We start from the raw sequence: 21,494 nt of genomic DNA on the forward strand, positions 1-21,494 counted from the left end.
TCATCGCTCCGATTGCCAGTAGAGCCGGAGCATTTCGGTGTTCACTCGGCGCTGGGCAATGTAGCGCGCCTCATGCACAAGCCGTTTGATGCTCTCGAGCGTGTCGGCGTCGTCGGTGGGAACGAGAGAACTCATTCCTCAACGCTAATGGAGGCCAGCTAACTTGCTGGTTAGCGCGCGATACAGCGCAGTCATTCTCGGTACGACCCTACGCTGATGTCAAAACTCGCCCCGACTCCCCGAAAAATAGACTCACCCGAGCAAACGAATCTTGAACGAACGGGCGACACGCCTCAAAACGGGAGCCGACCTGGTCAAAGTCAAACCGCTCAGCCGTGTACGCCCTTTCTCGATTGTTTGGCTTCTCAGAATGTCAGCGGCCACGAGAATCAGCCCATGCACGGCGACGTCGGAGCCCGTATATGGCTATAGGCGATGGCCACCTATGGGCATGTGTTTTGACCACCAGAAGTTTGAAAGACGTACCGTCACATGCGCGACCGGACATACCTCGTCAGCACTCACGTCCTTCAGCGCAGGTGGGACTACACGGTAACGCCGAGGCACGTCCCGGCGGAATTCCTTGCGATCGAAGGCGAGAGGGGTCACCGACGAGCGGCTGTGCGGCTGTTGACGCACCCGGTGCGACGGGCCGCGACGTGTCCGGGCCATGCGTTGCTGGCGTGTGAAATCGGACTGTGGTGCCTTCCCGGCACCACCGTCAAGCGATACGACTGGCCGGCGATGGGCTGGCCCCGTGGCCATGTGACGAAGGCAGTCCACTTCCATATTGACCGGCTGTGGGCACTTGCCCGTGGCCGCCGACAGATAAGAAAGGGGAAGCCTCAACTGGCTGCGCGCCGACTATGCGCAGCACACAGCAACACAACGTTCATCCTTACGGCATCTTCCGCGGGGCGTTCAAACGCCTCGGACGCCATGCGCCCATGCCCATAGCAATCCAGCCACGCGGACAATGAAGCCGAACGCGACAGCTGCGCTGCTCTCGACAATCCCAGCGGAATAGAGAAGCCAGCAACCGGCAACTGCCAAAGTCGTGACCGCCACAGGGATAAGTGCTCGCCGGTGTGCCGTGCTCCACGTTGGCTTGGACCGCAGGGCTGTATTCGTGCGTAGTCCAATGACTTGGTTCGGTGGAACCGCTCCGACCGCGCAGAGCGCTGCGACACATAGCGAGAAAAGCGAAGCAAATACAGCGACGAGCCTCAGGAGCATCTTCTATTTCACGCCAATTATGATTCGTGTCCGATTGAGCCATGGAAATCGGATCACCGCGTATGGGTGAACCAGATTGGGCAGTATCCCCGCGACCGTATCCTTGCTTCTTGTCACGGCCCTCATCGCCAACAGTTCCCGTCAGCAGCCGGGAAGGTAACGGCACTTCCACCGATCGTTGCAAAAAACTGCAAGTACACGTCCGGCCTGCAGACGCAGTGGATGCGGAGGTTCGAGCGGCCCGGTAATTCACTCGGACGATCGGCTGGGCCCCTCAGGAGGGCAGTTCGATCTCCGCTTTTCTAGGTCCACCACACCGCTCAGTTCCGCCAACACGAACCCAGTCGACGTCGATGGTGCCCTCGGCAACCACTCCACCGACCGTGTCAATCAATCGATATCCGACCACCGATTGGCCGCCGACAAAGTCCGCGCTCCAACCTGAAACACCGTCTCCGACGAGAGTGAACACACCCGTATCTTCAACAATCGGCTCCACCGTTGTACGCGCTGGCTGCATCTCGACAGGCGCCATCGGCGGTCCCGGTACGCAACCCGCACCATCACACAGCTCAAGCTCGACGCCCGCCGTCGGCTCAGCCAACGCGATCTTGGCCACGCTGGGGTAACCAACGGCCGAACATGCGAACCCGAGCGGCACGCACGCCGTGAGCCCCAGGCTCGACAGTACGAGAACCGCAGCCACCCAAAGTTTCCGCACGCTCGACGGTAACCCATTCGGGCTATGCTATTCACCAACAGGTGCAGTTTGGCAGGGGACAGATTTGTTGAGATCGACACGACTCGTGGCGGGAGCGCTTTTAGCCGTGTGTATTCTGGGATCATCTGCGTGTTCAACCAACTTTTCTGGTGGCTCGCCCGGGATCGAAGAGGACAGCTCCACTGCAGTGCCCGCTCCCTCTGCAAGTGGCAGCCCCGCATCTAAAGATGAGATTCCACGCGATGATCTCGTTGGGGAAAGAGTTCTGCCGTGGACAGATTCAGAGAACGTCTCGGACACCCAGGTTCGGGTGTTCTTCGTCGGAGAGAATCCTGCGTGCTACGGAACACGCACAATCACGAAACAAACCGGTTCGGAAGTCGCTGTGGCTCTCATCCAGGGCACCTTGCCGGAAGCACCCAACACGTGCACTAGCCTCGCGTTTCAGGGCTCGCTACTCATTGATCTCGACGCGCCTCTCGGGGACAGGCCTCTAGTCAAACTTTCGGTCGAGGGGATCATTCCACCGCCGAAATGACGCGAAGTCCGTATTGACTTCGGCTGCCGCGTGTCCAGAGGTAATCGCCGAGGAGGCTGATATGTTCCCAGCCCAAAAGCGAAAGGTGTGGGAGTAGCGGGTCATGTGCAGGATCCTCAGTGGTGGTGGTGTGGTCGAGGTAGACCGTGTTCCAGAGGATGATCGCGACCAGGACGAAGTTCGGCCCGCTGGGACGGTTGCGTTGTTGGTCGATGGTGGATTTCTCCGAGCCGGTTGAAGAACACGGCTCGACCAAGGCAATTCGAGCCTCGCCTACCAACTAATAATCATTACAGAGGCTGGGGATGCTCATCGTGCGCCTGCTGAGTGCTGCGCGTATTGGTTGGCCACAGCGGCAACATCGTTCACATACGAATCGACGTGGTTATACGAGAATACGGCGGCGCGCCAAGTCTCGCTTCCAGTCATGTCGCCGCCATGACACAGGTACCGCGCGGTTGCCAGGGCCGCATCGTCGATCTGGTTCGGGTCGGCGGCACCGTCACCACTGCCATCTGCACCCCACCGCGCCCACGTATCCGGAATAAACTGCATCGGCCCGACTGCTCGGTCCCACACCGCATCATCGTCCCACACACCACCGTCGGTGTCGGTAATGGCGGCGACCCCACTACCATCGAGCGCAATCCCTCGAATCGCGGGTGTCGGGTATCCCGTGTCGCTGAGCACAGAGCCGCCGTGGCTGCCGTGCCCTGACTCGATCTCTCCGATCGCGGCGAGAGTGTTCCAGCCGATCCCGCAGCCGGGTTGTTCAGCATCGACGGTCAGGTCAGCGGCGGCATAGGCGGTAAGGGCTCGACGTGGAATCCCGGTCGCGGCGGACACCTTCTCCGCCCACACCGGGTCGACACTCATGGTGGGCGCCACCGCCGCACTCGCCGACCCCAACGACGCGGCCGGGGCGTTCTGCTGACTCAATGAAAGCTGTCCGCTCACGGTGGCGCTGCCCGGGAGCGGGGCGACCTTCGTCATGGTCGTAGGCAGCTGAATTGGTGCAGCCGTCAAACTGGCAAGGTTCAGCGCGGCGGTCGCCATCACGGCGACCACACCAACACTAAGGAACAACCCGATCTGCGCGAGAACTGTGCGTTCTTTACGCCACTCATATGTGACATCAGCACAGGGTGCCTCGTCGTCGCCGTGCTCCACCGGACTCGTGGGTTCAGCACTCATGGTGCCTTGTCTGTGTTTGCTCATGCTGGATCCTGCTCGCCGGGCAGCGTTGCGGGTGGTCGGGTCGCAGTCGGCTCCGGTGCCGGGCTAGAAGAGGGAGCGAGTGTGGACACGAGCAGTGTCACGGTCAGCCCGACACGAAGCACCGCTCCGGCACCGGGCTGCGTACCGGTCACAGTCGCCGTCACCGAACCATCCACGGGAATAATCGCACCCTCGAAGCCCGCCGATTGCAGCAGTGCGGTCGCCGCCGCGGCGCTCATTCCGCTCACCTGCGGCACCGTGTTTGTGCCGCTTGCGACGGTGACATCCACGGTGGAGCTAGCGGGGAGCGTCTCACCGGCAGAGGGGTACTGACTGAGAATTCGGTCGCTGGTTTCAGCCGACTCCAGGCGGGTGATGGTGCCCAACACTAGCCCCGCAGCGCGCAGCGTGGTCTCCGCGTCGGTGAGTGTGCCAAACAGCGTCGGCATCACGACCTGATCCGGCACGGTCGGCGGCATGGTTGGCGGCAGGGTTGGCGGCATGGTTGGCGGCATGGTTGGCGGCATGGTTGGCGGCATGGTTGGCGGCATGGTTGGCGCGGAGGATGCTGTCGGGGCGGCCGCAGACGCCGAAGCTGTCGGCGCAGTCGGCGCGGGGCTAGCCGTCGCGAACAGGGCTCCCCAGATCGTCAGCCCGATCACGGCAGCGATGCTGATCACGGCGACAATACCGCCAGAACCTCCGACAGGCAGCGTTTGCGTGTTTTCCTGATCGATTTCGGCAGACGTGGAACTGAGATAGTCGAGATCGCCTAGTTTTCCGGGCAACAGCACTTTGGTAGCTGTTTCGTTCAGCCCGATATCGGTCGTATCCGCGGCGATGAGTTGGCTCGAGTCCCGGCTGATGGCATCGGCGAGGACTGTACGAAACTCCGCCGCGGTGCGATAACGCCGCGCCGGTGTTTTCGTCATCGCTCGCGTCACGATGCGATCCAGCGACCGCGCTGCCGGTACCAGCACGGAGGGCACCGGTGGGGGTGCTGAGACGTGCGCCTCGAGCACGAGGGCTGCCGCGTCCCGCGGGTACGGCGGCTGCCCGGTGAGCATGAAGTACAGCAGCGCACCGCACTGATACAGGTCACCGGCGGCGCGCACGGGTTTACCCTGTGCATGCTCGGGCGACATAAAGTTCACATTGCCCACCACCCCGGTCCGCGCCGATTCGGTACTCCCCGCCTCAGCGGCACCGCCGCCGCCGTTCGCCGCAAAGTCATGCTCGGTGAGGAGTACATCGCTGCCAAGAGCCGTACAACCGGTCGCGGCGGCGAGCCCGAAATCGACCAGTCGCACCTGGGCGCTGGTGACCGCTTCCTCCGTGTGCACTCTGCCAGTGCCGTCGAGGATCACGTTCTGTGGGGTGACGTCCCGGTGTACGATCCCTATCGCATGCGCGGCCTCGAGCGCGGCGAGCACACCGTCGAGCACGGCCGCCGCGGCGGCGGGGCGGAGGGGGCCGTTGTCTTGGACCCAGTCAGCGATGGTGGGCCCGTCAACGAGATCGAAGGCGATCCACGCCATTGTTACGCCACCTGCTTCATGCAGCCCAAACTCGTGTACGGTGACGACGTTGGGGTGCCGTAGTAGTTTCGCGGCGCGCGCCTCCCGAAAGAACGCCTCCCGCGTGGCGGCGTCACGACAGAGATGCGGATGCAACATCTTCACTGCGACCGCGGGCGTCTGATCGCGTTCACGGCTAGTGGTGGTGTCTTCCGCGGCGAACACGGATGCCGAGCCGCCGACACCGAGAAGCTCGCCCAGTCGGTACCGCCCGTCGAGTAATTCTGCGTCGTTGGCGGGTCTCATCTGTCCGAAGTTCCATTCGGGTCGTCGGAGCCGCGTTCAATTAGTTGATGCAGAGCCGTTTGCCGCCACGCACGCGCCATACGGAGTGTGGTCACAATAATGAGTGTGACCAGCAACACGATGCCCGTGATGATCCCGAACACCAGCATGCCGATTTCGTCACCCGTGATGTCGCCAACAACGCTGACACTGATGTTGTCGTTACACGGTTGTGCAGTCGACACGATTGTTTCGAGGGCACGTTCCGGGCTCGCACAGGCGGCCTGCACGATGGAAGACCCGAGGATGAGCGACCAATCCGGTGGAGCGTTCCCACTCATGAGCTACCCGAACCGACCATTCACGTAATCGAAAGTTCGCTCGTCCTGAGGTTCGGAGAACATCGCATCCGTATCGCCGTGCTCCACGATTCCGCCTGGCGTGCTGTGGGATGCCAGAAAGAATGCACACTTCTGCGAGACCCGTTGGGCCTGCTGCATGTTGTGGGTGACGATCACGATTGTGACCTCCTTTTGCAGTTCGCTCATTGTCTCCTCAATCACGCGCGTCGACGTGGGGTCAAGCGCCGAGCAGGGTTCGTCCATCAGCAGCACCTTCGGTTTTACCGCGAGTGAGCGCGCGATGCAGAGCCGCTGCTGCTGCCCGCCCGAGAGCCCACCGCCCGGTTGGCGTAGCCGGTCCTTGACCTCGCGCCAGAGTCCGGCGCTGGTGAGGCTGCGTTCGACGACTTCGTCTTTCTCGTCGCGAGAGGCGCGGATGCCCGTGAGTTTGAGGCCTGCGACCACATTGTCGTAGATGGACATCGCCGGGAAGGGGTTGGGCTTTTGAAATACCATCCCGATGTGGCGTCGCGCGTCAGTGAGCTTGCGCGTGCGGTCGTAGATGTCAGCTCCGTCAAGTACTACCTCACCGGCCAACGACGCCAGAGGTACCAGTTCGTGCATACGGTTAAGAATGCGCAGAAACGTGCTCTTACCACAGCCGGACGGACCAATCAAAGCTGTCACCTGGCCAGCTTCCATCGTGAGCGAGACTCGTTCAAGCACCTTGTGGGTGCCGAACCACGCGGAGATATCCCGCGCCTCCAGAGCCGACAAGACCGGTCGCGGCGCATCAGAGTGAACAAGGACGTCGACGATTTCAGCATCCGCATTGCGGGAGGTCTCCGGCCGCGTACCAAGCAACTTGTCGCTCTCAACGGACTCTAGTACCGCGGTGAGGTCCATCGAGGGATCTTCGGCGTGCAGAGGTACGCGCACGGCCGCGAGCTCCGCGGCATCCGCAGCCGTCAGGTGTACGTCGGTCAGGTCGTTGTGGTCAGCGGGCCGAGATTGAGACTGGGCAGTCATTGGTGTCCTTGAGTATCAGTGGGGTTGACGTTCAGGTATGCGAGGAAGTCAGAGAAGATTGGGCAGCGCGTTCATGATGGTGTCTGCAACGGTGACGCCGAGGGCCAGCATGACGGGCACACCGATCAGCCACGCTTGCCATTTGCCCCAGCGAGTCCAGAGCCACCAGAGTGTAATTCCGGCTGCGACAAAAATGACCAACATGAAGAAGGAACTGAACAGACGGCTCTGGTCCTGTCCCATTGCCCGCTCGATCGGGGGCAGCGCCGGGTAGGCAAGTACCTTAGTTGGGGTGATCTGCACGGGCGAGGTGAGTTCGGCGTCAACGTGCAGCACACCGGACGGGAAGAGCGCGAGACCGTCCGCGGTCATCAACTCCAGCCGGCCTTTTCCTTGCGCCAGTGGCGCCGGCATCGGGTCGCCCGCCCGGCGCAAGGCGAACACGGTGTAGCTGTGCACTCCTTGTCCGGTCGTCACAGCGATCTCATCGCCCGGTTTCAACTGGCTCACAGAACCAAACGGTCCTCCATACGCGGTTTGTCGTCCGAGGATCACGCTCGTGCCAGCCTGACCGGGCATCACCGAATCCCGGCGGTGACCGGCACCGGCGCGCAGCGCCTCACCGGTCGACCCCTCGACGACTACTTCAGTAAGCTTCGTCGCCCCAATCTGTAGAAGGGCCACCGGAGTGCCGATGGTCACGAGTTCGGCATCCAGATCAAGTTGACCGACCGGGGTCTCCGCCTTGGCGAGTGTCGTGCGCAGCTGCTGATAGCTGAGGTCTTGGGCACGATGGTGCTGGAAGACAGAGAACAGCGCCACATGGCCCACGAACCCAACAAGTAACAGTGACACAGTCAGAATCGCTGCGCCAACCCACCAGCGCGCATTCTTCGGCGCGAGCTCGCGCGGCATCGGCGGAAGCCGCGAGCCACCCGCCCGCGCCGGGCCTCGAGGGGGCGGCTTCCGTGTGCCACCGCTGGGCGCGGCCCGGTGCGGCGCAAGCACTCGACTGAACTTCTCAGTGACCGCAAAACGGTTGATGCCAGGCGGTCGCGACGGCGACCGTGACGGCGCTGCCGCGCTCAGAGTGTCGGGCATGCTCGAGGGGGCAGGCGCAGCGGTGGGCGTCACCATCAGACGCTCGTCGCCGCGGCCGAGTGCGGCGCTGGGACCCGCATCACACGAAGTAGGTGCCCGCCAGCCAGTACCAGCCCGGCCGCACCGACAACGCCGCCGGCTCCCCAGACCCACACCGGAAACGAGGTAGCCGAGGCCACCAACACGTCGGAGCCGACCAACACACTGGTCAAGGCGATCTTTGTGCACCACCCCGTGAACTGCACCGCGTGCGTGCCCGGCAGGGCAGCCTCATCGACGGGGAACACAGCCTGAACCTGACCTTGGTCATCAGCGGTGAAGCTACCGACCAAGGCCGGCTCAGAGAACATGACCAACTGCACCTGCTCTCCGGCGCCGTAGCCAATGGCCGTTGCGGTCACGTTCTGCCCCGGCTCATACACTTCTTGGTCAACGGTGGCATTTTCACCGGTCGTGGCCGGAACCGTCGGAACGGTCGGCTCAGCCGGAGTGCACTCGGCCGCAACGCCATCTACGCCTCCGGCGCCGCCACCGGAGTCACCTGTCCCGGTACCACCACCGCCTACACCACCCACGTTCGCGCGAGGTACCGTGGCCACCGGAGCAATCGTGGGCTCAGGCGTCGGAGTCGCGTCGGTTGTCGGCGACGGCGACGGTGTTGGTGTTGGTGTGGGCGTCGGCGTCGGCGTCGCCGTGGGGATCGTCACCGTGAAGTCGGTGTCCTGACCGTCAGCGGCGAACGCCGCACCGCCGCCCGCAAGCCCAAGACTCGACGTCACCGCACCGAGCAGCAGAGCTGATGCCACCAGGCGCCCGGCGCTGCGGCGTTTGGGCGGATGAGTCCCGCTCGGGGTGAAAGTTACGGGAACAGCGTTCATCGGGCGGTCTCACTTTCGTGTTCGGGGGCAGATGCCCCGCGGTTGATGCGTTCTTCGGTACGGATCTGCTCGGCGAAGGCTGCAAGCTCAAATCCCAGGAGCTGTCGCGACCGGCGACGCCACCAGAACCAGGTCCCAGTACCACCACCGAGCACCGCGATGGTCCCGAGCAGAGACCACGGCACCGCCCAGGCGACGGTGGACTCCGAAAGAACGGCAGGCGCAGCATCCTGCGCTGCTGCAACACCGGAAGCCGGAGCGGCAGCGAGGGTGATATCGGCGAACAGCAGCACGAGCGGCGGCACGTCGGCAAAAAGAGCCTCCACATGGGCAACGCCGCCGGGCAGCACATCGGTTACCGGGTCGAGGGTCACGGTGCCGAAATCGGTGCCGAAGGGGCCGGTGAGGTGCACGGCCGGCGTGGCCGTCAGGCGCATATTGCCCGTATTGGCCACGTCAAATCCGATCCGCCCGGTACCGCCGCCGAAAGGGTTCCAGGAGCCGTCATAGCCCGAGACAAGCCCGGTCAGTGCCAGCTTGGGAAGCAGGGCACCCTCAACCCGCAGATAGATGCGGGTGCCCACCCGCTGCTCAACGCTGACGGCTGACCCGGTGGAATCGACCGCTTCGGACTGGAACGAGGCCACGATGCCCGCGGCGTGATCGCCCGGTGTCGCATCGTGGGGCACAGTCACAGTAAAGGGCACATCGGCGCGACTGCCGGGCTCGAGGGTGATGGTCACGCCCAGACCTGCCGCGCAGGCTCTTTCGGCCGCGTCGTTGGTATCAGCACAGACCGCCGCGGCGGAGTCGACGGATGTCCACGCTCCCGCGTCGACAGATGCTTGGTCAGCACCGATCAGGGTGAAGGCGGCGGTGGTGTAGTTGGTTGTGGCGTCTGCCGCGTGCACCCGGAAAGTGGCGGGACGGGAGGAGAAGTTGGAGATGGCGACCCAGTCGCTGATGGTGGCGCCCGGGGCGACGGTGTAGTCGAACTCGGGGCGATCATCCGGTCCCTGCGGCGTTGACGGCTGCACGCTCCAGGTCACAGCGTTCTCCCCCTCAGCGAACGCCGCGGTGGCAGAAGCCAGAAGCAGGGCTGCGGCGAGGGCCGCCGTCAGTCGCGCGAGGGCCGAAACACGAGTAGTCATAGAATCTTTCGGTTTGCACGAATCACGAGTGAACGTGTCAGGAGTGAACTGGTCAGGCGCGACCCCGGTGCCGCATCCTGCCCACCGAAGTCAGCGGGATGCGGCCAAACAGATGGTGCCTAGATAAGGGTGAGAGTGAGTGTTGCGGTGTAGTCGCCAGCTGCCGAGTCGGCTGGAGCTTTCAGCGTGATGCCGGCATTGATGGTGGTGTCCGCGGTGCTGACCCCGGCCACGGCCTGGGCGAGGGGGGTGCTGGCAGACAGTCCCCCGGAGGCTCCGGCGATGACCTCAATGCCGGCCGTGCCGGCATTGGTCGCACCGACCAGGGCAGGCTTCCAGCCAAGACTGTTCGCTGCGATGGTCTGCGTGGCATCGGCGGTGTTGACGAAGTTGGTCGAGTTGCCGCCGAGGGTCCACGCGGTGCGGGCCCGGCGGTTGTCAGAGACGGTGACTTGGCCAAGCGATCCGGTGGCCACATACGAGGTGCCGTCGAGGGCGGCCTGATTGAGGGCCACAGCACCCGGAGTCATCGTGAACTTCAATCCGGTAGCAGACGCCGGGATCGTGACGGTGATGGCGGTGTTCTGCGGCGGTGTCGGCCCGGCGACGGTGGTGACCGTCGTCGTCGCGTTGACGGCGGAGTCGGTGTATTTCGTGTCGCCCTTCGCCGTGTAGCCAGCCGTGAAGGTATACGTCCGGTCTGCGTCAAGCACCGGTGTTCTCCAGGTGGCCACCCCGGCCGAAACTGCCGCCTCACCGCTGACCGGTGTGGCCAGCCCGGAGTAACTGCCGGAGATGGATACAACACCGGTGGCGTCGGTCGCCACACCCGCGCCAGCGGAGACAGTGGACGTCAAAGTGACCGAGCCGTCAGCGTTGGCGATGGTTTTTGTGAAAGCGATCGACGGAGTGAGCTTTTCCTCATTCACCGGATTGGCAACTACCGTCCACGATTTCGCTGCGACGTTCACGTCAAGGGTAACGAGAAAGTATTTGGAATCAGCGAACGAGTCGGTCATGGTTCGAAGCGTGGGATCGCACGTCACGATGAACCGGTTGAGGCCGGTCTGAAACGTGACCTCGTTCCAACGGACGGCGGCCATGCCGTCCAAGTAGATGTACTCGCCCGCGGTCTCGTTCAGACCATAATAATTACCTGGCGGAGTGCGTACCCACTCCGCAGCTGGCGATACTGTGCCGTCGGGAGCGATGACGAGGGAGCGTGACGAGCTTCGGTAGCCGACGGGACAATTGGCCAATTCGTTCGAGATCACGTCCGGGCCTAACACAAGCGCAGATGTTTTCGATGCGAAAAAATCGCCCGTTCGACTCACGGGATCGAAAACGAGGGGTGCGCCGGTGATCTGCAGCGCCGGGTCGAGGACCACGTCTGCTGCATGGGCTGCCGTCGGCGCGCCCGCAAGGAGCGCGAGCACGATTGTCATGACGATTGACGCGCCGGTCGCTTGTCGACCGGCCGCCGTTCGGGATGCCTTCATTGTTTATCTCTCTGGTTGTAGACGCATTGTCCGGTGAGAAAGCGGTTTCGGATGAATCCCGCTCGAAATCGGGGCGGAAAAGTCTTTCACAATTGATGGCGCACATCACTGCGCAAAGCTGGGGCGGCCGCTGAAAACGACCGCCCCAGCCCCGGTACTACGGGTATCTAGTTAGCGCGGTGCGACGTGGTGTCGCCGGCAGTGTAGGTCCTGCTGCCAATGGTGACGCCGCCCGCCAGGCTGCCGAACCCGAAGTCGGTGATGACGAGCGCGGTCGACGGGCCAGGCCGGTTCGTCGTGTATGCCTGAGCGGATGCTCCGCTGAAGGCGGCGGCAAGCTGCGCGTTCGTGGCCAGCTCTGCGTTCTCGACGACGGTGAAGACCGGGCGTGCTATCGGGAACGTGGTGTTGAGCGCGACCGGCGCGGTGCCGGTCGTGGGCGCAATTCCACCGATTGTGCCGAGGATTGCGCCATGGCGACGGTCGGTGATGCTCACTCCGGCGTACTGCGACTCGATGGTGGCCTTGTTGTTCTGAGCGACCCACTGGGCGATCGAGAACGGCATTATCGCCGTCGGGAGCGCGGCCAGCACGCTTCCGTCGTGCTCCTGCACGCCGCCGCCGGTGTAGGCGTCATCGACTGCGGAACCAAAACCAGTCGGTGCGAGCTGCGACTGCCAGAAGCTGCGCGTACCCGATCCCAGTTGGGGGATGAACGGAGTGATCTGAACGCCGGCCGTTCCTTCAGTGCCCACTTTGTAGCTGGTTCCGTTGATGGTTACGTTGGCCCCGTTGGCAGCACTGTAGATCGCCGTCAGCTGGGCTTGGGTGAGGTCGTGCGGAATCGTCGTGTTGCTGGAGTGCACGGCAAAGCTCACCGCGTCGAGGGCCAGCGGAATGTAGGAGTACGTTCCACCATCTACCCACTGGGATGCGGCACTGGACGAGCGGGCAAACTGGAGGTCTGCGTCGCTCAGCGTGACACCGCGCCATGCCGTACCTGTCTTCGCGGCCTTCAGCGCGTTGACACCCTCACTCGAACCGTTCGGTCGTTCAAAGCTCGGCCCGCCGGTGCGGGTGGTGATCAGGTCGTGGATAGCACCGGTAGTGGGGTTCGTCGCGTTATACGAACCTGCGACACGGGTTTGTTCCGAGAGCATGGCCGAGGAGAGACCGTTGTTCAGGTCTTGAGTGGTGTCCGATCCCACGCCGCTCAGCGCACGGTAGGTCGGAGCACCGCTGGGATCCGCAAATGCTGCGGACGAGCCTGTGAATATGGTGGCTACCGCGGCAGCGGCGGCGATGGCGCCAAGGCGCCACTTCTTCTTCATTTGCATTAGCTCATACCTTCTGATATTTTTTCCCCTTGTTACATTGGCCCTTGTGGGCCTTCAGCCCCTCACCTGGCTTTTGCGAGATGGGTGAGGGGCTTCCTCTTTCGGCCGGGGACCGAAACCGATCGAGTAGCTGTGGGAGGCGCCGCACGCCGCCGCGTGGTGATACTTCAGCCGGTCACGAGGTGACACCTCGTCTGCGCAGCAAAAACGGTGCCGCGGCGAGGCCGCCGATACCGATCAGCAGGCTGATACCGAGCGCGCCCTGCGCAGCCGACGAGGTGAGCTCGGTGTTGGCGGCCGTGAGCTGCACCGGCGTCTGCGTCACCTGAACCTGAGTCAGTGCGGCAGCCTCCGGCGACGCGCCCACGACGGACACACCCGTCGTTCCCGCCACCGGCGCGGGCAGGGCAACCTCGGTCACCGGGGCAGTCGGAAGCGTTGGGAGCGTCGGGCCCGCAGGAAGCGTCGGGGGCGCAACCAGAGCATCGGCGAATCGAATGGTCGCGGCCGTCTGGGCCTTGGTGAGGGGCGCAAAGCCCGGCGGCAGCTGCCCCACCCCGGTTCCAACCGTGTTGCCGTCAGCAGCGGCGTAGCGCAGCAACTTCGCATACTCGGTGCGTGCCGTCGCGTCCAACGAGGTCGACGCCAGGTTCGCGGCGGCGTTCACCGCAAGGGTGAGCGGATACGCGCCGTCTCTGAGGGTGGCGAGGTCGATCTGGGCGAATCCGGTTTCAGCGTCCACACTCGCGCCGGCCGCCGCACTCTGCATCGATTCGGGGCTCGGCCGGGTGAAGGAACGCGCGCTGGCTACCGTTTTATCGCTGGTCAGTTCGGCTAAGGGCAGTGGCAGGCTCGCCGTGCCCAGGCTAAAGCGCGCCGCCGACGCAGCCGTGGTCGGCCCCATGATGAACTTCTGACTTACCGCTGAACCCGGCGGCGCGGGGACGAACGCACCGTTACCCAGTGCGCCCACGGGTTTCAGCGGGTCCCAAGTGGACGTAGTCCTGGTGTCGATGCTGAAGATTCGGGATGCGTTCGAGGTGAAGCTGGTGGAATACGGGAACGCGGCGACACTGTCGAGCTGGTTACCTTGAAACCTCTCAACAGCCTGCGCTTTGTCGGGGGTGATCGACTGGTCGGCCTTGAGGAAGGTGTCGATGGGATCGGTCGCAAGATTGACGGGAAGCCCGCCGCCGACGGCGTTGGCGTGGTCCGCCGGCAGGAAGTAGGGGTTCACGACTCCGCCCCAGGGGTCAGGTTCGCCCGCCAGGAAGGCGCGCGCGTCGGCATCAGCCTGGATATACGACCAGAGCGCTTGCACCGCGTCGTCACCCTGCGGCCCGACAACGACGAAGCCCTGCCCATTCATGTTGCTGAACTCGACCGGGTTGCCGAGGGCGGCCCACTCCGGGTCCTCTGGCAGCGTCTGCGCGACGGACAGCTCCCTGGAGAGACTCTGAGTCGATTTAAAGCTCGCGTCAAGAAACGGTTTGTCCCTCCAGTACGACGCGGTGAGCAGTTTGGCGAGCAGCCGGGGCGTCAGCTTCACGTCGGTGTACTGGGTCGTTCCGTCAGCGATGACGAAGCCAAAGACCAGCCCGGTGTTGGCGATGGGTCCGTACTGCACATCGGCCGCCTCAACCAGGGCAGGATCGGTCAGCCCGATACTGGATGCGCTGACGGGGGACGACACCAGGGCCATATCGGCCTGGCCGGTGAGCAACTGGGAGCGGTTCACGTTGCCGGAGTTCGTGCTGAGGCTGTAGGTGGCACCACCGTCGGCAGCGCAAAGCGCCGGCTGCCAGGCACTGATCGCCAGGGTAACCGTGTCACTGCCAACCAGGCGGCGTTCCGCGGCACCGGCCGGACACGACCCGGAGGGGTCCAAAAAGTCCAGGGGGATCACGATCCGGTCGTCGAAGAAAGAACAGTCCGGCGTAACCGGCGATCCCACCTGCTGGTCATTTGCGGCGCCGTAGGGCCGGCCGCCGAAGTTCGTTAGCATGCAATCTGACGCGGGGTTCCCCTCGATCCCGCCGGAGTGTACTCCGCGGGGTACCGCCACGAGCCAACACCGCTGTGCAGCGGCGGATGCCGGGTTGCCGCAGCCAAGGTGGGGCGCCGCTGCCGCCGACTGCACCCCGAAGGCCGTACTGGCATGACCGTCGATATCGATAGGCAGGAACGGCACCTCGTTTGACGTGTTGGCGTTAAAAAACGTCCCGAGCCCGCTGTAGGTGATCGGAGCATTGTTATATTCCACCGTGTACGGTTCGCTCACCTCACCGCTGACCGAACGAAACGGAAGCGTCCCCTGTCCCTGTTCGACATTTGTGGCGTTGCGTTCGCCACGGTTGTACGTATCATCGCCGATTATTCTCGCCATAAGATCCGGCCCACTCATGCCGCCGGTGGACGTACCCCAGCCGCCGTATTGGCAGGTTTCTGCGAAGTCGTCGGCAAGCGGGTCGGGGCCCCAACACTGCATGAGCTGCAGGTAGTTGCTCGCACTTCCGTCCCACCTCTGATTCCTGGTGGGGGCCATGCCCGACGCCGAGACGGTGATGGCGCCGTCGCTGAGGCCGGCGGTCTGCGAGACGGTGATTTGGAGGTTTTTGAAGTCGTCCCAATGGCCGGAGCCGGCGTCGTTGCCCGTTGCGTCGCTGAGCCGCCCGGCATGGTCCACCTGGTACTGCTGTAGATCGGCGCTGTTGCCGCCGGCCCACTTCACCGTCACGGACGAATCATCTTCCACGGCTTGGGCGGATGATGCTGCGTTCACCGACATGACACCCCCGGCAAGCAGGGCTACAGTGACGAGGCTCACCGCCTGCGCGAGGCGCTTGCGGGTCGAATGGTGCTGAGCTGAAGCGGTAGTCATGAGCGTGTCAGTCCTCTCGATGTGTCTGCAATACCGTCAGCAGGATCGGGCAGCAGGCTCGTGCGACCTCGTTTGCCCAGGATCGGTGGTATCGCCGAGAAGGCGAACAGGCCGCCGCCGAAACCAGCCATGGCCAATGACGGCAGCAGGCTTACCGCTGCCACGGGGATGGACTGCGGGGATGCAGCCACGATGACCGGCGCCGTCTCCGCATCCAGCACCCCCTCGCTGCCGGCCGCTTGCTGCCCGTCACCTGCCGCCGGCCCACCACCTGCCCCCGTTTCATCGCCGGCGGCAGTTCCAGCCCCCGGGCCCGTCCCAACTCCCGGGCCCGTTGCAGCTCCCGGGCCCGTTGCCGCCCCCGGACCAGTGGGCGTGTCCTTGGCCCCCCCCGTACCGGTGGTGCACTGGGTTGCACCCTGCTTGTCGCAATCGGCCGGGTACGGTGCCTCGTTCGCCAGCTTGTTTGAACCGTCCGGCGAGAAAGTGGGGTTGTTGCAGTCGGTGATGCCCTTGATCACGGGGTTACCACCCGGCACCTTCTGCAGCTGCTTCTGCCCAGCCTGCACGAGGTTGATCGGTAGCGGCGAGTAGCCGAGCACTTCGGCGCTCTGCTGGCCCTCACAAAGAAAATAGGCGCCGAAATCCGCCAGGGTCAAGCCCTTGTTCTCGGTGAAGCTGCCTCCCAGCGCCGTAGGCAGGATGCTGTACGAGTACGAAGAGAGGGAATACGTGCGCGGGTCAGCAGATGTGTAAACGTTGGTGAGGTCTTGGGTGAGGTACTCGGGTGAGGCGGTGTCTTCGTTGATTTGAGCACTGAGCAGTCCAACGGCAACATTCTGAGCGGTCGGCTCGGTGTAGTAGCCGGCACCGTTGAGCACCTTGGCGACGGGGTAGCCCGAGTTCAGGGCGTAAGAGTACTCGACGAAGGTGATCGCCCCCACGGCATGCGGGAGTGCCACGTAGCCGGCGACACCGTTGGATCCGGATCGGGCGACGAATCCGGAACCGGGAATGACCGGGTAGTTGCTCGTGACGCCGCAATGATCATTCACCAGGGGACGCCCAACCTTCGGGCAGTACGCATCCCACAGGCCCGCATGCTCTTGTCGAAGCCAGATCGACACCTGCGCGGTGGCGCCGGAACCGTCAGAACGCACCACCGGAACGATCGGGATGGAAGGGAGTACGAGGGCGGGATTGTCGACTTTCACCTGGGGGTCGTCCCAACGAGTGATCACGCCGGTGAAGATCTTCGCGATGGTATCGCCCGACAGTCGCAGGTTGGTTACCCGCTTACCACCAATTTCGAGGTTGTACATGAATGCGGTGCCGCCGGCGACGATCGGCATGTAGGCGAATTCGCGACTGGGGCGAATATCCGCCTCATTGCTGTTGGCGATGGCGTACGGAATCTCCGAGACGCCGAAGTCGGAGGTGCCGTTCGCGAAATCGTTTCGACCCTGAGTCGAGCCGGACTCGGAGTAGGTGATCTTCCACTGGTAGTTAGCCCACACGTTACGAATCCACGCCTGCAGCGCATTGGCCGACCAGGTGGAGCCTGAACCCACGATCGGCGAATGCACCGTTCCGACGGCGTAGGCAGGTAGAGCACCAGCGGCTCCGAAAACGCCAGAGGCGATCAGGGCAAGGCCAAGCAACGCGACGGATACACGCACTACACTCCAACGGGCAATCTTTGGCAGGCTCACAGGGTGCCCTTTCGGTCGTTGAGGGCAGGCGGTGACGGAGCTGGCGAATCGTTGGGACCAGTGATAACGGGGTCGCGGTGAGCGAAGCGCTCGGCATCGCGCAGGGACGCGGCGCGGGCGCGGGCTTGCCCCCCAGGTGAGAGCACGCCGGCTCCCTTACCGCCGATGATGCGAGCGACAAGGAACAACACAAACACCAGCACCATGAGCACCGCTGCCGCCCCGAAACCGCGTGCGATCTGAGAGGGCTCGGGCGACTTCACGAGTGTGAAGGTGGCGAACGGGAGTGACACCATCGGGCCCGTGAACGGGTTGAGGTTGTAGTAGGTCGTGTAGCCAGCGGTGAGTAGCACCGGCGCGGTCTCCCCAATGCCACGGGCCGTGCCGAGGATGATCGCGGTCATCAGACCGGACTTGCTGGTGGGCAGCACCACGTGCCAGATCGTGCGCCATTGGCTGGTGCCGAGGGCGAGCGATGCCTCTTTTAGAGTGCTGGGCACGAGGCGCAACACCACATCGGCCGAGCGGATGATGATCGGCAGGACCATGATCGTAATCGCCAAGCTCGCGGCGAAACCAGACTTGTCGAAACCGAACAGCAGGATGTAGGTGGCGTAAATGAAGAGGCCGCACACAATCGATGGCAGCGCCGTCATGGCCTCGACAACCGTGCGCACGAGGCGTGCGAAAGGACTCGGAAACTCGGCGAGGAACACCGCGCAGAGAAGCCCCAGCGGGATCGAGATAGCGAGAGAAATCGAGATCATGATCAGCGTGCCAATGGCCGCGTGCGCCATGCCGCCGACGGTCATCGGATCGAGCGGGCCGGCCAAAGATAGGTCCTGCACCCAGAAGTTCCAATTGAGAAAGGCCTCGGACCCACGACCGAGAGTGAAAACAACCACCACTGCAAGCGCCAAAATTAGCACCGCCGCCAACGAGTGCATCACCACGGCCGCGACTCGGTCGGTCACTGTCACCCGGTTGTCGTCGAAGCTGATCAACACCACAAAGAACCCGACGAAGAGCAGGTAAGCGATCACGACGAAAGTGAGCGGCCCCTCGAAGGGGAAAACCTGAGCAAACAACCAGGCGGTGCCGGCGACGGCTGCTGCCGCTGCGCCCACGACGCGCAACACGTCGTCGCGGCGGATCCGAGCGAGGTTTCGCCGCGTCTCGGGGCGGGTGGGATGGCTGCTGCGGCCGTCACGGCCCGGAACCGAGGTGCGGGTGATGCGTCCGGGTCGTTGCGCACGCCGCTGCGGGCGGGGAGTGTCAGTGATTGTCATCGGGTCTCTCAGCTTGCCGCGCCGGAACGGGAACGTTGGATGATGATGCCGGCACCGAAGTTGACCAGCATCGTGATGAGGAACAAAACAAGCCCCGCTGCCATGAGAGCCGACAGCTCAAAGGGGGAGGCTTCCCCGTACCGCAGTGCGATCAACGAGGAGATCGAGTTGCTGCCGGTCTGCAAAATGTTCGGCTGAATCACGAAGACGGGCGAGATGACAAGGTAGACCGCGATTGTCTCCCCGAGCGCCCGACCGAGGCCGAGCATGGCACCACCGATCATGCCGCCCAGACCGAACGGATAGACCACCGAACGGATCATCCCCCACTTAGTCGATCCCAGAGCCAGAGCCCCCTCACGCTCGCCGATCGGAGCCTGCGCGAAGACCTCACGCATGATCGACGCCGCTACGGGAGCGACCATCATCGCTACCACCAAACCAGCCAGGAAGGCGCTCGCGGTGAACACCGTCGGTGTCGCGAGGGGATCCCCTGGATTGAAGTTGGGAACGTTGAAGACCGGAATCCACCCGAAGTAGGTCGAAATCCACTGGGCAACCGGCAAGATCGCCCCTTCGAGCCAAAACATGCCCCAGAGGCCGTACACCACAGAGGGGATTGCGGCCATCAAATCGACGATGCCCACCAGCAGCGGCCTCAGCCCCAACGGGGCGTATTCCGAGATATACGTCGCGGTACCGACCGCAAGCGGCAGAGCGACGAAGATCGCGATCAACGCGATCACCACGGTGCCAAACAACACAGCAGCAATTCCAAAGCGGCCGGAGTTGGGTTCCCAGTCCTGTTCGGTGAGAAACGACGGTCCAGCCGCGGCGATAGCCTCCGCGCCCCTGACCGCGAGGAAGAGACCGACGAGAGTCATGCTCAACAACACCACAACGCCACCGCCGTGCGCAGCGACACGGAAAACGCTGTCGGACGCGCCGCGCACCGTGGTCAGCTGCCGCGGACTATCCTCTTGTCCACTTGAGCCATCAGTCGCGCGGAACGCTTCACGGGTGTTGGAGCCCGTCATGTGTGAGATCCGTGACGAGGGGAGAGGTCTGCACTGTGCGGGATCTGATGATACTTCAGAATCGCGCTATGCGGCGTGTTCGACGTGATCAATATTCGTTCCCCTCGGCACCCACCAACCGTGATCAGCTGGCGCTCTCGGGACACAAAATCACGGATATTGACTGCCCGGTTTATGCCCCGCTAGCAAGTATGGCCGTCGGGCTCATGGCCAAATCTGTTCTCAGCCGAAGATCTGGGTAACTGTCAACCACACTTCGGCAGACATATGATGAACACTTCGGAGGAGGGGTAACGATTACCTCACGGTGGACAAACTGGGGTGGAATGCGAGTTGCGGATCACGACTGAACCGCGGGAAAAGGCACAGTACTCTTTCAGTGCGCCTATCGCGCAGAAAACAGACCCACCCGTAGTGCGCACCACTAGAGTACTGTCGCTGCACGCACACACGCCGTGCACCTGAGCAAAGACGCCCATCGGTCAGACGTCATGTCCGGGCCGATCACGCCTGTCTGCCGGAGACCTGAGCGCCATTCAAGCGCGTCGTCGTGGTGAGCGGTGATGATATCGGTGTTTTACCGCACCGTCAGAGTGCGCTGCGTGCATGCTGGACGTCGTGCAACACGACACCCCCTCGCCCTGTACTTCCCTGGGTAGTGATCACAACCACGACCGCTAGGCCGAGCGAGACGGTCGCGACCACGCCGATGCCGGCCAGGGCAAGGCGCGTGTGTCTGCGCTTGTGGTGGTCGACATACTCCAACACCCGCTTGCGCATCGCAGCTCGGCGTTCGTCTGACAACTGCAGCCCGTTCACCGGGCATCGCCCAACTTGCTTTTCAGTCGCGAACGCACTCGATTCAATCGTTTGCGCACGGAAGGTACCGAGATATCGAGGGACCGCGACGTCTCTTCATACGAGGCTCCTTGACCGATGATGGCGTGGTACACCTGCTGATCCAGAAAGGGCATCGTTACCACCTCCTCCTCAACTCGGTCCATCAACATCCGCGAGTCCAGTCGTGCATCGAGTAATTCTGCCTCAAGAATATTAGGTCCTTGAACATCCAAATTCACGATGGCTGGCCGGCGGCCAGCCGAACGCAACCTATTGGCGGTCACATTTCGACACGTCACAAGCAACCACGGCAAAATCGACCCATTCACCATCCGAATCCTCGCAAGCTTTCGCCACGCAATCGCGAAGACTTCCTGAGTCACATCTTCAGCGGCGTCCTCACTCCCGAGTTCGCGCGCGGCCTGCAGAAACACCGGCCCAACATAAAGGTCATAGAGGTCACCGAAAGCCCGCTCGTCACCACGTGAAGCGGCAGCGACGAGACGCAGATCCCCCGTCGCGTCCATCAAGGGGACTGTACCGCAACAAGAAATCACAGTAAAGACACGCATCGCTCAACCCGTGACCCCAACAACACGTGACCAAGCTGAAATAGGTTGCACCTTGTGTACTAGCTCGGGCTGTTTGACTATCACCATGAACGCCGCACTATTTCATCCTTCTGGATACAACACCGACTTCCTTGACGTTCCTCTGCCGCTGCCGGCTCCTCCTGCGGGAACCCTGATGCGTGAACTGCCCTACACACATTTCACCGTGCTCTTAGCCTCGATCCACCGGTCGAGTTGAGGTTGTAGCGGCGCGTTAAACCGAGAATGCCACTCGGATCAGGAAAAATAGAACTTACTTAGGGTTCATTTCGA

General features: G+C 63.0%; 17 protein-coding genes and 1 pseudogene. 1 reads left to right on the forward strand and 17 read right to left on the reverse strand.

The genetic code is table 11. From position 1 onward, the window contains the following. From D6T64_RS23380 to D6T64_RS02935, 17 genes and pseudogenes are all read right to left on the reverse strand, one after another. Entirely contained in the window at window positions 1-135 is a 135-nt protein-coding gene (locus tag D6T64_RS23380) for a hypothetical protein (protein ID WP_267900467.1), read from the reverse strand. Window positions 136-1,510: 1,375 nt separating this feature from the next. Beyond that, the gene (locus D6T64_RS22160; protein WP_147364443.1) at window positions 1,511-1,855 is read right to left on the reverse strand and encodes a hypothetical protein; all 345 of its coding nucleotides are present in this window, start codon (window positions 1,853-1,855) and stop codon (window positions 1,511-1,513) included. Between the two features lie 620 nt (window positions 1,856-2,475). Beyond that, a pseudogene (locus tag D6T64_RS02860) lies at window positions 2,476-2,758 on the reverse strand (Tn3 family transposase); the annotation flags it as partial. Between the two features lie 46 nt (window positions 2,759-2,804). Further along, window positions 2,805-3,689 carry a lytic transglycosylase domain-containing protein gene (locus tag D6T64_RS02865; RefSeq protein ID WP_233550795.1) on the reverse strand — a complete coding sequence of 295 codons (885 nt, stop codon included), beginning with the start codon at window positions 3,687-3,689 and terminating at the stop codon, window positions 2,805-2,807. Between the two features lie 20 nt (window positions 3,690-3,709). After that, window positions 3,710-5,536, reverse strand: coding sequence for a protein kinase domain-containing protein (locus D6T64_RS02870; protein WP_119971304.1), 1,827 nt, complete (start codon window positions 5,534-5,536; stop codon window positions 3,710-3,712). Then, the gene (locus tag D6T64_RS02875; RefSeq protein ID WP_119971307.1) at window positions 5,533-5,856 is read right to left on the reverse strand and encodes a hypothetical protein; all 324 of its coding nucleotides are present in this window, start codon (window positions 5,854-5,856) and stop codon (window positions 5,533-5,535) included. The genes D6T64_RS02870 and D6T64_RS02875 overlap by 4 nt, the downstream gene beginning before the upstream one ends. 3 nt (window positions 5,857-5,859) lie before the next feature. Next, window positions 5,860-6,762, reverse strand: a complete 903-nt coding sequence (pstB, locus tag D6T64_RS02880; RefSeq protein ID WP_119971349.1) for a phosphate ABC transporter ATP-binding protein PstB — start codon at window positions 6,760-6,762, stop codon at window positions 5,860-5,862. A gap of 171 nt (window positions 6,763-6,933) precedes the next feature. Further along, window positions 6,934-7,800, reverse strand: coding sequence for a sortase (locus tag D6T64_RS02885; RefSeq protein WP_158594778.1), 867 nt, complete (start codon window positions 7,798-7,800; stop codon window positions 6,934-6,936). A gap of 221 nt (window positions 7,801-8,021) precedes the next feature. Further along, entirely contained in the window at window positions 8,022-8,864 is an 843-nt protein-coding gene (locus D6T64_RS22810) for a hypothetical protein (protein ID WP_199719034.1), read from the reverse strand. Next, entirely contained in the window at window positions 8,861-10,015 is a 1,155-nt protein-coding gene (locus D6T64_RS02895; RefSeq protein WP_119971316.1) for a WxL protein peptidoglycan domain-containing protein, read from the reverse strand. The genes D6T64_RS22810 and D6T64_RS02895 overlap by 4 nt, the downstream gene beginning before the upstream one ends. A 119-nt stretch (window positions 10,016-10,134) precedes the next feature. After that, entirely contained in the window at window positions 10,135-11,118 is a 984-nt protein-coding gene (locus D6T64_RS02900; RefSeq protein ID WP_147364444.1) for a hypothetical protein, read from the reverse strand. Window positions 11,119-11,681: 563 nt separating this feature from the next. Next, window positions 11,682-12,851, reverse strand: a complete 1,170-nt coding sequence (locus D6T64_RS02905) for a type 2 periplasmic-binding domain-containing protein (protein ID WP_147364445.1) — start codon at window positions 12,849-12,851, stop codon at window positions 11,682-11,684. A gap of 175 nt (window positions 12,852-13,026) precedes the next feature. Then, a complete protein-coding gene (locus D6T64_RS02910) occupies window positions 13,027-15,732 on the reverse strand; it encodes a hypothetical protein (protein ID WP_119971326.1) in 2,706 nt (901 codons plus the stop codon). After that, a complete protein-coding gene (locus tag D6T64_RS02915) occupies window positions 15,729-17,444 on the reverse strand; it encodes a substrate-binding domain-containing protein (protein WP_233550796.1) in 1,716 nt (571 codons plus the stop codon). The genes D6T64_RS02910 and D6T64_RS02915 overlap by 4 nt, the downstream gene beginning before the upstream one ends. Beyond that, window positions 17,441-18,733 (reverse strand): phosphate ABC transporter permease PstA, encoded by a 1,293-nt coding sequence (pstA, locus tag D6T64_RS02920; RefSeq protein WP_119971329.1) that lies wholly within the window; start codon window positions 18,731-18,733, stop codon window positions 17,441-17,443. Before pstA ends, D6T64_RS02915 begins: the two co-directional genes overlap by 4 nt. An 8-nt stretch (window positions 18,734-18,741) precedes the next feature. Beyond that, the gene (gene pstC / locus D6T64_RS02925) at window positions 18,742-19,770 is read right to left on the reverse strand and encodes a phosphate ABC transporter permease subunit PstC (RefSeq protein WP_119971332.1); all 1,029 of its coding nucleotides are present in this window, start codon (window positions 19,768-19,770) and stop codon (window positions 18,742-18,744) included. An 815-nt stretch (window positions 19,771-20,585) separates the two neighbouring features. After that, window positions 20,586-21,137 carry an RNA polymerase sigma factor gene (locus tag D6T64_RS02935; RefSeq protein WP_158594779.1) on the reverse strand — a complete coding sequence of 184 codons (552 nt, stop codon included), beginning with the start codon at window positions 21,135-21,137 and terminating at the stop codon, window positions 20,586-20,588. Between the two features lie 130 nt (window positions 21,138-21,267). Between D6T64_RS02935 and D6T64_RS22470 the strand changes: the two genes are divergently transcribed. After that, complete coding sequence (locus D6T64_RS22470) at window positions 21,268-21,420, forward strand: hypothetical protein (RefSeq protein WP_158594780.1); 153 nt, start codon at window positions 21,268-21,270, stop codon at window positions 21,418-21,420. The last annotated feature ends 74 nt before the right edge of the window (window positions 21,421-21,494 follow it).

It is taken from the genome of Cryobacterium melibiosiphilum (assembly GCF_003602235.1).
Taxonomy (GTDB): Bacteria; Actinomycetota; Actinomycetes; order Actinomycetales; family Microbacteriaceae; genus Cryobacterium; species Cryobacterium melibiosiphilum.